This window comes from Allosediminivita pacifica, from assembly GCF_003054175.1.
Lineage (GTDB): Bacteria > Pseudomonadota > Alphaproteobacteria > Rhodobacterales > Rhodobacteraceae > Allosediminivita > Allosediminivita pacifica.
In genome coordinates this window covers 294,428-305,549 of the sequence record NZ_QBKN01000001.1, presented here as the reverse complement: position 1 = coordinate 305,549, position 11,122 = coordinate 294,428, and the positions used below count along the sequence as shown (strand labels likewise).

Here is an 11,122-nt window from a genome sequence, read left to right as displayed (position 1 = left end):
GGGGCCGGGACAGTGTTAAGAAGTGTTTAACGACGCCCCTTAACCCATTGACTCTGTTGACATGGAAAACTGTCCCGGCGCGGGACAGCCGTCAGGGCGCCAGCATCACCTTGCCCGCGCGGCCCGGTGTCAGCGCCGCTTCCATGGCCTCGGTGACCTGCGTGAGCGGGTAGCTCCCGCCGGTTTCAAGGGCCAGGTCGCCCTTTGCGGCCAGCGTCACCAGCTCGGTCATCAGCCGCTTGCGCTGGTCGGGGTCCATGTCGGAGCTGACCTGCGAGCCCCAGAAGCCGCGCACGGTGATCTGCTTCATGATGAGCGCGCCCGAGGAAAGCGGCAGCGGCGCGCCGGTGGCGGTGCCGAAGACGACTAGCTCGCCGTCCTTCGCCAGAAGCTCTACCAGGTCCGCCCCGGTTGCGCCGCCCACGGAATCGATGGCCGACACGGCGCGTCCCTCACCGATGATCTCGCGCGCGCGGTCCTTCCAGCCGTCGTCGGCGGTGCAGACCACGTTCTCGACACCCGCGGCCCGCAGGTCCTCGGCGGCTTCCTCGCGGCGGACGAGGTTCAACAGGTGAATGCCGCGCGCCTTGGCGAGCACCATCATGATGCGGCCGACGGCGCCGTTGGCGGCGGTCTGGATCACCCAGTCGCCTTCGCCCGCCTGGAGCCCCTCGAGCAACGAGAGGGCGGAAAAGGGCATGGCGATGAGCTGCGCGCCCATCTCGTCCGAGATCGCCTCGGGCAGCGGGATCACCCCGCCCGCAGGCGCGGTGAAGTACTCGGCCCAGGTGCCGTGGACACCGGCCACGGCGACGCGCTTGCCGACCATGTCTTCGTCGACGCCGGGGCCGGCCTTTTCGATCACGCCGGCGGCCTCGCTGCCGCCGATGGCGCCGGGCAGCGGCGGCTTGTAGCCGTAGTTGCCGCGGATGGTCCAAAGGTCGTGGTTGTGGATCGGAGACAGCAGCGTGCGGACCAGCACCTCGCCCTCGGCGGGCTCGGGCGTCTCCACATCGCGAGTTTCGAGCACGTCTTTCGGCTCGCCGAAGGTATCGTGAATCGCGGCTTTCATTGGTCTTGTCCTTTCCCTGCGCCGGGGATGAGGCGCAGTCTTGTATCGTCCAGGGCGCGTTTCAGCGGCGCCTGGTCATGCGAGAGTTTCGAGAGGATCGCGGCGCCCAGCCACTGCGCGTAGAGCGCCTCGGCGCTCCGATCCGGGTCCGGCAGCGGGCGGACCGAGCCATCGGAGATGCCTTCCCGCAGGATCCCCGCCAGACGCCCGGTCAGGGCTGTAACGCCTTCGTCTAGGGCCAGGCGCATGGGGTCCGAGAGGTCCGAGACCTCGGCCCCGAGCTTCACCACGAGGCAGGTGCCGGCGAGCCCCGCCTCGCGTTCGCGGTCGAGCCAGGCCTCGCAGAAGGCCACAAGCTTGTCGGCGCCCGTGCCCGGCCTGTCGAACAGGGCGTCGATCCGGGCGAGGTAGTCGGCCACGTAGTCCTGCAGCATGGCCTCGCCAAAGGCCTCTTTCGAGGGGAAGTAGTAGTAGAACGACCCCTTGGGCACGCCACTTTCGGCGAGGATCGCCTTGAGCCCCACCGCGCCGAAGCCGCCCGTCTGAACAAGGCGTCGCCCGGCTGCGAGGATCGCCTGGCGTGTCTGATCGGATCGGCTCTGCACCGTCATGGGAGGGCAAATGGGAAGAAACCGACCGGTCGTCTAGTGGCGGGATATGGATATCTTGAGGGACGTGGCGTCAGGGGTGACGGTCGCATCGGAAAGCGACGGGTGTCAGGTCGCGGTCGCCACGGTGAGGAGGCCGGGTGGGGAGCCGGACCGTGGTGTGGCGCAGCACGTTTCGTGGTGCACACTTTATCTCAGCCAGATCCGGACAATCCGTGAACGGCGCCCTTCGATTGCAAAAGCGCCAGACCGCGCGGACGGTCCGGCGCTCGCCCGGCGGCGCTGACGCCCCTTGTCCCGGGCGGTGGCGCGCGGCAGCCAAACGCTGCTCTGCACCGCAACCGAATAGAAACAAGGGCGCGGCGCCCCTCCCCTCCGGGGCGCCGCGCGGAGAGCAAGGTCAGATGGCCGAGCTGTGGCCTGCCTTGCTCAGATCGTACGCGTCGAAGGCGCGCGCGATCATGCGGGTGAGCGGGCGCGCGTCCGGCGGAATGAAGAGACCGTCCTCGGTCACCTCGAGCACGTTTTCGAAGCTGCTGTCGGCGGCGCGGAACAGGGCGAAGAGCTCGGCGCGCGAGATGTCGAAATCACGCAGGATCTCGGCCGCGTCGATGCGGAAGTCGCACATGATTGCCTCGATCATCCGTCCGCGCAGCAGGTCGTCGCCGCCGAAAACATGGCCCCGCGAGGTCGAGAAGCGCCCCTCGCGTATGGCAGCCGTATGGGCCGACGTCGCGGGCGCGTTCTGTGCAAAGCCCTGCGGAAAGCGCGATATCGACGAGGCGCCGAGCCCGACCAGCGCGCTGGTCTGATCGTCGGTGTAGCCCTGGAAGTTGCGCCGCAGGCGGCCGGTCTTCTGCGCGATGGCCAGCGCGTCGCTGGGTGCCGCGAAATGGTCGATGCCGATCTCGGCGTAACCGTCCCACCGGAAGAGCCGCGCCGCCGTGTCGAAGAGCGCAAGGCGTTCCTCGGGGGTGGGCAGCGCGTCGGAGGGAATCATCTGCTGGCGCTTGGCCATCCAGGGCACGTGTGCATAGCCGTAGAGCGCGACCCGGTCGGGCGCCAAACTCAGCAGCTTCTGCACGGTCTCGGTGATGCCGGACTGCGTCTGGTAGGGCAGCCCGAAGAGGATGTCGGCGTTGAGACTGGCGATGCCGCGCTCGCGGATCATGTCGACGGCATCGCGCGTGATGTCGAAGCTCTGCACCCGGCCGATGGTTTCCTGGATCCGGTCGTCGAAATCCTGCACGCCGATCGAGGCCCGGGTCATGCCACCCTCGGCCAGCGCATCGAGCCGCGCGGCGTCCACCTCGTTCGGGTCGATCTCGACCGAGAACTCGGCATTGTCGGCAAAGTCCGCCACCTCGCGGGTGGAGGCGATCAGGTCGCGCATCATGTCGGGCGACAGCAGTGTCGGCGTGCCCCCGCCCCAGTGCAGGCGCGACAGGCGAATGCCCCGCGGCAGATGCGCGCGCAGGAGCGCCAGTTCCTGCTTGAGCGTCGCGACATAGGCCGCCACCGGCGAGAGCGTCGCCGTGCCCTGCGTGCGGCAGGCGCAGAACCAGCAAAGCCTGCGGCAGAAGGGCACGTGGATGTAGAGCGAAATCTCCCCGCCCTCGGGCAGCGCGGAGATCCAGTTTGCAAAGCGCTCGGGCCCCACGCCGCCGCCGAAGTGCGGCGCGGTCGGATACGAGGTGTAGCGCGGCACCTTCGCGTCAAACAGACCCAGCCGGGCGAGTTGTGTTCGTGTCATCATGTGCTTACAGTTAACGGCGTCAGGGAGGCGCGACCTTGACCCAGATCAACAGAGGAAACGCGATGCTGAACGAACGGAGCCTTGCCGTATCGCAGGACTGCGGGGATTGCCCGATCCGGCACCGTGCGGTTTGCGCACGCTGTGAATCGGACGAGCTTCAGGCGCTGGAAGAGATCAAGTACTACCGCAAGTACGAGGCCGGCAGCCACGTGATCTGGTCGGGCGACCGGATGGATTTCGTGGGCTCGGTCGTGTCGGGAATCGCGACGCTGACCCAGACGATGGAAGACGGGCGCACCCAGATGGTGGGCCTTCTGCTGCCCAGCGATTTCGTCGGTCGACCGGGGCGCACCACGGCCTCCTACGATGTCACCGCGACGACCGACATGGTCATGTGCTGTTTCCGCCGCGCCCCCTTCGAGCAGATGATGACACGAACGCCGCACATCGCGCAGCGACTGCTGGAGATGACGCTGGACGAACTCGACGCCGCGCGCGAGTGGATGCTGGTGCTCGGGCGCAAGACCGCGCGCGAGAAGATCGCCTCGCTTCTGTCGATCATCGCGCGGCGGGATGCGACTCTGAACCTGCGCGGCACCGACGGGCCGCTGGTCTTCGACCTGCCGCTCACGCGCGAGGCGATGGCGGATTACCTCGGGCTCACGCTCGAGACCGTGAGCCGCCAAATCTCGGCGCTGAAACGCGATGGCGTGATTGTGCTTGAAGGCAAGCGCCACGTAACGATTCCCGACATGGGCCGCCTCATGGAAGAGGCCGGCGATGATGCAGATGGTGGTCTTCTTGTCTGAAACCCTTCCCTTCACAGTCTGGGACGTCTTCACCGACGTGCCCTATTCCGGCAATCCTCTGGCCATCATCGAGGGCGCGGGGGCGCTCAGCGACGCGGCGATGCAGGCCATGGCGCGGCAGTTTAATCTGTCGGAGACCATCTTCGTGATGCCGCCCGAGTCCGAGGACCCGGCGCATACCGCGAAGGTGCGGATCTTCACGCCGAACGCGGAGCTGCCCTTTGCCGGACATCCGACGGTGGGCTGCGCCATTCATCTGGCGCTTGCCGCCTGCCCCAAGCGGGATTTCGAAACGACACTGACGCTCGAAGAGGTCGCCGGCGACGTGCAGGTCACAGTGACGCGCCGCGACGACATGGTGGCGGCCGAGTTCCGCGCGCCCGTCCTGCCCTTCACTCCCGAGACCGGCAAGGCGCCCGATGCCGCGACTGCCGCGGCGGCGCTTGGGCTCACCCCGGCGCAGGTGGCGCTCGAAGGGCACGCCCCGGCGCTGCGCCAAGGCGGTCCGGGCTTCATCTACATCCCCGTGGTGGACGTCGACGCGCTGCGCGCGGCGCGGCCTACGGGCGTCGCCTGGCAAGAGATGTGCGAGGCCGCGGGGCTTGGCAGCGTCTACGTCTACACGCGCGCCGCGGTCACCGACTATGCCGCGCGCATGTTCGCGCCCGGCGAGGGTATTCCCGAGGACCCGGCCACGGGCTCCGCCAGCGCAGTCTTCGCGGCGCAGCTTCTGGCGGCGGGCGCCCTCGAAGAGGGCGAAACGGCCCTGACGCTGGCGCAGGGCACCGACATGGGCCGGCCCAGCGCCATCGGGCTGCGGGTCACCGTCACCGATGGCGCGATCGAGGCGATCTACGTCTCGGGCAGTGCCGTCCCCGTCAGCCGCGGCGAAATCATGCGTCCGGATCTCTGATCCGGACCGCGCCGTCGCGTCAGGGATTGGAAACGGTCGGATCGCGGTTATGTTGATATCAACATGACCGATGCGATGGACCCCTCCCTGCCCCTCGGGACGACGCTTGAGGTTCGCGACCGCTGCCTCTGCCTCGCCACCCAGCGCGCGGCCCGGGCGCTGGCCCGGCGGTTCGACGCGGTGCTGAAACCGCACGGGCTGACCAACGGACAGTTCTCGCTGCTGATGGCGCTGAACCGGCCCGAAGCGCCGCGGATCTCGGAGCTCGCCCCCTTCCTTGCCATGGACCGCACGACGCTGACGGCAGCGGCCAAAGTGCTGGAACGGCGCGGCCTTCTGAAGACCGCCGCCGACTCGCGGGATGCCCGCGCGAGGCGCCTTTCGCTGACGGAAGAGGGCCGCTCGGCGCTGAGAGCGGCGGTGCCGGACTGGCGGGCTGCGCATGACGCGCTCGACGCGGAGATCGGCGGCGGCGACGGGGCCGCCCGGCTCCGGGCGGCGCTCATGGGGATCGGCTGAGGGTCAGGCCCTTTCCTCGAGCACGGTCTGGAAACCGCCGTAGATCATGCGTTTTCCGTCGAAGGGCATCTCGCCCATCTCGGCCCAGCGTTCGTCGGTGTCCATGGTGCTCCAGCAGGCCTCGGCGGTGTCCCTGTCCGGCCAGAGGATCCAGGAAAAGACGACGACCTCCCCCTCCTCGAGCTTCACCGCCATGGGAAAGGAGGTCAGCTCGCCATCGGGCACCATGTCGCCCCAGTTCTCCATCATGGACAGCGCGCCGTAGTCCCTGAAGAGCGGCCAGGTCTTGCGGGCGAACGCGATGTAGGCGTCCTTCTTGTCCTCCGCCACGGCGGCGATGGTTCCCGATACGTAGGTCATTTCATGATTCCCTTTTCACCAATGGTGGCAGGGTGGCGGCAATTCAGGTTGATATCAACATATATCGTCCGGATACGCGAAACGCCGCCCCCTGCGGGACGGCGTCTGCGGGATGGCGGGCGGGGCGATGCGCCCCCGCCGGGGGGCGCGAGCGGCGTCCCGTCAGCCCTCAGTGCGCCATGAAGACCGGCACCGGCGTCAGTTCGAGCATGTGGCGTGTCGCGCCGCCGAGGATCGCCTCCCGGAAGCGCGAGTGCCCGTAGGCCCCCATCACCACCATCCCGGCATCCAGGTCGGCCACGTGGCGCAACAGCACGTCGGAAACCCGAGGCAGCGTGCGCGACAGCACGTCAATCTCGACGTTCACGCCGTGGCGCGACAGGAACTGCGAGAGCATCCCGCCGGGGTCCGAACGGTTCGGGCCGTGGGCCGGCGGATCGATGACCACCACGTTCACGCGGCTGGCCCCCTTGAGCAGCGGCAGGGCCGCACGGATCGCACGGAGCGCCTCGGGGCTCTCGTTCCAGGCCACCACCACGCGTTCGGGCTGGGCACGTGGCGTGACGTCGTCCGGCACAATCAGAGCGGGAACCTGTGCCTCGAAGAGAGCTGATTCGAGAATCGGCTCAAGCTCGATGCCGTGGTCGTCTCCGTAGGGCTTGGGCAGCACCGCGAGGTCCGCAAACCGTGCCCTGAGCGCAACATGTCGTCCGATGTCAGGCAGCTGCGCCACCCCTTCCTCGACCGCCCAGCGGTCCCCCCAGCGGGTGAGCGCCTTGCGCGTCTTGGCCGCCAGCGTCTTGGATTCCTCGGTGGCGCGGTTCAGGGTTTCCTGCAGCACCATGGCGTTGGCACCGGCGTAGTAATAGCCCGTCTGCGTGCGATCGACACCGAACGCCAACACATCGAGATGAGCCTGCATCCAGTCGGCGACGGCGGCTGCATGTTCGACCGTGCTGTCGACAATCGCCTGATCGGTCACGGCCGTGAAGATCGTCTTGTAAGACATCTGACACCTTCTTCCTGTTCTTGTCTTTCCCGGGGATCAACCTAGCGGGGTATTGAGCGGCTCACCTTGACGCGTATCAATGAACGGGGTGCCGCCGCTTGACGCAGATCAAGGCCCCGATCCGGCGAAGCCCTCAAAACCCCCCGCAGTCAACATCGCCTGCGCGGGGGAAGAATCGTGCGGGAAGACGAAGGGACGAACTATGGTCAATTATTTCAAGCTGATCGTGCTTGGCCTCATTGCGCTGTTCGCAATGATCGCGGCCAACTACGCACGTGATGCGGCTTACCTGGCCCAGGCGATCATCATCATGCTGACTGCCGGGGGCCTCTTTCTCTGGACGCTGCGCAACACTGACGAACCCGTCGTCGTCAACCCGCAGCTGGAATACATGGACGGCGTCGTGCGCTACGGCGTCGTGGCGACGGCCTTCTGGGGCGTCGTGGGCTTCCTGGTGGGCACCGTCATCGCCTTCCAGCTCGCCTTCCCGGTGCTCAACTTCGAGTGGGCGCAGGGCTACATGAACTTCGGACGCCTGCGGCCGCTGCACACCTCGGCGGTGATCTTCGCCTTCGGTGGCAACGCCCTGATTTGCACGTCCTTCTATGTGGTGCAGCGCACCTCGGCCGCGCGCCTGTGGGGCGGCAACCTCGCCTGGTTCGTGTTCTGGGGCTACCAGCTGATGATCGTGCTCGCTGCGGTGGGCTACATCCTCGGCGCGACGCACGGCAAGGAATACGCCGAGCCCGAGTGGCTGGTCGACTGGTGGCTGACCATCGTCTGGCTCGCCTATCTCGCGGTCTTCGTCGGCACGATCGTGAAGCGCAAGGAGCCGCACATCTACGTGGCCAACTGGTTCTACCTCGCCTTCATCATCACCGTCGCGATGCTGCACGTGTTCAACAACATCGCCATCCCGGTGTCCTTCTTCGGCTCCAAGTCGGTGCAGGTCTTCTCGGGTGTGCAGGACGCCATGGTCCAGTGGTGGTACGGCCACAACGCCGTGGGCTTCTTCCTGACCGCGGGCTTCCTCGGCATGATGTACTACTTCATCCCGAAGCAGGCCGAGCGTCCGGTGTTCAGCTACAAGCTGTCGATCATCCACTTCTGGGCGCTGATCTTCATCTACATCTGGGCCGGTCCGCACCACCTGCACTACACCGCCCTGCCCGACTGGGCCTCGACCCTCGGCATGGTGTTCTCGATCATCCTGTGGATGCCCAGCTGGGGCGGCATGATCAACGGCCTGATGACGCTCTCGGGCGCCTGGGACAAGCTGCGCACCGACCCGGTGCTGCGGATGCTGGTGATCTCGGTCGGCTTCTACGGCATGTCCACCTTTGAAGGTCCGATGATGTCGATCCGCGCGGTGAACTCGCTTTCGCACTACACCGACTGGACCATCGGCCACGTGCACTCTGGTGCGCTCGGCTGGAACGGCATGATCACCTTCGGCGCGCTCTACTTCCTGACGCCCAAGCTGTGGAACCGTGAACGGCTCTACTCGCTCTCGCTGGTCAGCTGGCACTTCTGGCTCGCCACCATCGGCATCGTCTTCTACGCCGCCTCCATGTGGGTGTCGGGCATCATGGAAGGCCTGATGTGGCGCGAAGTCGACGCAAACGGGTTCCTCGTGAACTCCTTCGCCGACACGGTTGCCGCCAAGTTCCCGATGTACGTCGTGCGCGGTCTGGGCGGGGTGCTCTACATCTCCGGCGCGCTGATCATGTGCTACAACCTGTGGATGACGGTTCGCCGCGCCCCGGCCATCGAGGCCAAGGCTGCCGCCGCCCATGCCACGCCGGCCGAATAAGAAGGGGACCGGACATGGGAATTCTCAACAAACACGCGAAGCTGGAAAAGAACGTCACCCTTCTGGCCATCTGCGCCTTCTTCGTGGTGACCATCGGCGGGCTTGTGCAGATCGTGCCGCTCTTCTACCTCGAGAACACCATCGAGGACGTGGAGGGCATGCGCCCCTACACCCCGCTCGAGCTCGCCGGGCGCGAGATCTACCTGCGCGAGGGCTGCTACGTCTGCCACAGCCAGATGATCCGCCCCATGCGGGACGAGGTGGAGCGATACGGGCACTACTCGCTGGCCGCGGAGTCGCAGTACGATCACCCGTTCCAGTGGGGTTCCAAGCGGACCGGGCCTGACCTGGCCCGCGTGGGCGGCCGCTACTCGGACGAGTGGCACGTCGACCACCTGCGCGATCCGCAGTCGGTGGTGCCTGAATCGGTGATGCCCAAGTACGGCTTCCTCGAGGACACACGCATCGAGGGCGAGCACATCGAGGATCTGATGGCCACCAACCGGCTTGTCGGGGTGCCCTACACCGACGAGATGCTGGAAAACGCGCGGGCCGACTTCCGCGCGCAGGTGGACCCGTTCGGCGACATCGACGGTCTCTACGAACGCTACGGCGAGGAGAGCGTGAACGTCTCGAACTTCGACGGGCAGCCCGAGATCACCGAGGCCGACGCCTTGATCGCCTACCTGCAGATGCTCGGTACGCTGGTCGATTTCTCGACCTTCACGCCCGACGCCAGCCGCTGAGGAGTAACCGACATGGATACCTATTCCTTCCTGCGTCAACTCGCCGACAGCTGGGCGCTGCTGGGGATGTTCCTGTTCTTCGTGGGCGTGATCCTCTGGGCCTTCCGGCCCGGGTCGCGCGACACCCACCAGGACACGGCCAACATCATCTTCCGGCACGAGGACAGACCCGCTCCCGCCTCCGGCGAGACGGACGAGCGTTAAGGAGTCTCACGACATGAGCGACGACAAGAAACAGGACGATCTCGACTACGAGACGACCGGCCACGAGTGGGACGGGATCAAGGAGTACAACAAGCCGCTGCCTAAGTGGTGGCTCTGGACCTTCTACGCCACGATCATCTGGGGCATCGGCTATACCATCGCCTACCCCGCATGGCCGGGCATCAAGGAAGCGACGCCGGGGCTGCTGGGCTATTCCACCCGCGCCGAGATCGCCAAGGACCTCGAAGAGGCCGAGGCGGCCAACGCCGAGATCAACGAGCAGCTGGCCTCGGTCGAGCTGACCTCGATCACAGACGACCAGGAGCTGCTGACCTACGCCAACAACGCCGGCGGCGCGATCTTCCGCACCTGGTGCGCGCAGTGCCACGGCTCGGGCGCGGCGGGAGCCAAGGGCTATCCCAACCTGCTCGACGACAACTGGCTCTGGGGCGGCACGATGGAGGACATCCATTACACGGTCAGCCACGGCATCCGGAACGAGGTCGATCCCGATGCCCGCTGGTCGCAGATGCCCGCCTTCGGCGCCGACGAAATCCTCCCCGAGGAGGAGATCGACGCGGTGGTCAACTACGTGATGGATCTGTCCGGCCAGGAGCCGCGCGATCCCTCGCTGGTGGAAACCGGGGCCGAGGTCTTCGACATCAACTGCACCTCGTGCCACGGGCAGGACGGCACCGGCGACCGGATGCAGGGCGCGCCGAACCTGACCGACGCGATCTGGCTCTATGGCGGCGACTACGACACGCTGCACGAGACAGTGACCTATGCCCGCTTCGGCGTGATGCCCCCCATGGGCGGCGCCGAGCTGAGCGAGGCCGAGATCCGGGCCGTCACGACCTACGTGCACGGTCTTGGCGGCGGCGAAGCGCCGGAAATGGCCGAAGCCGAGTAAGCGCCTTCGAACGGGGGATGGAAGGGGTCGGGCGGAAACGCCCGGCCCCTTTTCGAGTGGCGGGCGGTTGTCCTCGCCAGGACGAAGGCCGACCGGCCATTGCAGTTTTTGGCAAAAGGTATGCGGATGGTGAGTTGCGAGGATCACTCCGCCTCTCGGTCGGGCGCCGCCCGTGGCGCAGCTTTCAGCGGCGCGGCATCACCGACTTTTCGCATTCGCAGCACCAACGATTGACCCAAATCAAGGCGCTTTGATTCACCCGGCAGTAGACCTGTGCACATGAGGCGGGCTTGCCCGTCTCAGGGTCCCCGGCCCTGCCGGGGATTGCGTCGGTGCCCCGTCCTGTTCGCGCGTTTCCCGGGGTACCGGCGCATCCCAACAAGGCCCGCCGAGCGGTGTT

At 66.6% G+C, this 11,122-nt stretch carries 12 protein-coding genes; 7 read left to right on the top strand and 5 right to left on the bottom strand.

The genetic code is table 11. The features are described from left to right. Nucleotides 1-91: 91 nt before the first annotated feature. The 3 genes from C8N44_RS01490 to hemN form a co-directional block, all read right to left on the bottom strand. Complete coding sequence (locus C8N44_RS01490) at nt 92-1,072, bottom strand: zinc-binding dehydrogenase (protein WP_107974377.1); 981 nt, start codon at nt 1,070-1,072, stop codon at nt 92-94. Beyond that, nucleotides 1,069-1,683, bottom strand: coding sequence for a TetR/AcrR family transcriptional regulator (locus tag C8N44_RS01485; RefSeq protein ID WP_107974376.1), 615 nt, complete (start codon nt 1,681-1,683; stop codon nt 1,069-1,071). Before C8N44_RS01485 ends, C8N44_RS01490 begins: the two co-directional genes overlap by 4 nt. Nucleotides 1,684-2,080: 397 nt before the next feature. After that, complete coding sequence (gene hemN / locus C8N44_RS01480) at nt 2,081-3,436, bottom strand: oxygen-independent coproporphyrinogen III oxidase (protein WP_107974375.1); 1,356 nt, start codon at nt 3,434-3,436, stop codon at nt 2,081-2,083. A gap of 62 nt (nt 3,437-3,498) precedes the next feature. Between hemN and fnrL the strand changes: the two genes are divergently transcribed. From fnrL to C8N44_RS01465, 3 genes are all read left to right on the top strand, one after another. Continuing rightward, entirely contained in the window at nt 3,499-4,245 is a 747-nt protein-coding gene (gene fnrL / locus C8N44_RS01475; protein ID WP_107974374.1) for a transcriptional regulator FnrL, read from the top strand. Continuing rightward, nucleotides 4,217-5,158: a PhzF family phenazine biosynthesis protein gene (locus C8N44_RS01470; protein ID WP_244640934.1), complete on the top strand. Its 942-nt coding sequence runs from the start codon at nt 4,217-4,219 to the stop codon at nt 5,156-5,158. Before fnrL ends, C8N44_RS01470 begins: the two co-directional genes overlap by 29 nt. A gap of 63 nt (nt 5,159-5,221) precedes the next feature. Then, the gene (locus C8N44_RS01465) at nt 5,222-5,677 is read left to right on the top strand and encodes a MarR family winged helix-turn-helix transcriptional regulator (protein WP_244640935.1); all 456 of its coding nucleotides are present in this window, start codon (nt 5,222-5,224) and stop codon (nt 5,675-5,677) included. Nucleotides 5,678-5,680: 3 nt separating this feature from the next. Here C8N44_RS01465 and C8N44_RS01460 read toward each other — a convergent pair whose 3' ends face one another. Together C8N44_RS01460 and C8N44_RS01455 are read right to left on the bottom strand one after the other, a co-directional pair. Further along, nucleotides 5,681-6,037, bottom strand: coding sequence for a DUF1428 domain-containing protein (locus C8N44_RS01460; protein WP_107974372.1), 357 nt, complete (start codon nt 6,035-6,037; stop codon nt 5,681-5,683). A 169-nt stretch (nt 6,038-6,206) separates the two neighbouring features. Further along, nucleotides 6,207-7,046: a universal stress protein gene (locus C8N44_RS01455; RefSeq protein ID WP_107974371.1), complete on the bottom strand. Its 840-nt coding sequence runs from the start codon at nt 7,044-7,046 to the stop codon at nt 6,207-6,209. A gap of 202 nt (nt 7,047-7,248) precedes the next feature. Between C8N44_RS01455 and ccoN the strand changes: the two genes are divergently transcribed. From ccoN to ccoP, 4 genes are read left to right on the top strand one after another with little or no spacing between them, the layout of a single operon-like run. Beyond that, a complete protein-coding gene (gene ccoN / locus C8N44_RS01450) occupies nt 7,249-8,859 on the top strand; it encodes a cytochrome-c oxidase, cbb3-type subunit I (RefSeq protein WP_107974370.1) in 1,611 nt (536 codons plus the stop codon). A 14-nt stretch (nt 8,860-8,873) separates the two neighbouring features. Beyond that, nucleotides 8,874-9,605: a cytochrome-c oxidase, cbb3-type subunit II gene (gene ccoO / locus C8N44_RS01445; protein WP_107974369.1), complete on the top strand. Its 732-nt coding sequence runs from the start codon at nt 8,874-8,876 to the stop codon at nt 9,603-9,605. Nucleotides 9,606-9,617: 12 nt separating this feature from the next. Next, nucleotides 9,618-9,809 (top strand): cbb3-type cytochrome c oxidase subunit 3, encoded by a 192-nt coding sequence (locus C8N44_RS01440; protein WP_107974368.1) that lies wholly within the window; start codon nt 9,618-9,620, stop codon nt 9,807-9,809. Between the two features lie 13 nt (nt 9,810-9,822). Beyond that, a complete protein-coding gene (gene ccoP, locus C8N44_RS01435) occupies nt 9,823-10,722 on the top strand; it encodes a cytochrome-c oxidase, cbb3-type subunit III (RefSeq protein WP_107974367.1) in 900 nt (299 codons plus the stop codon). The last annotated feature ends 400 nt before the right edge of the window (nt 10,723-11,122 follow it).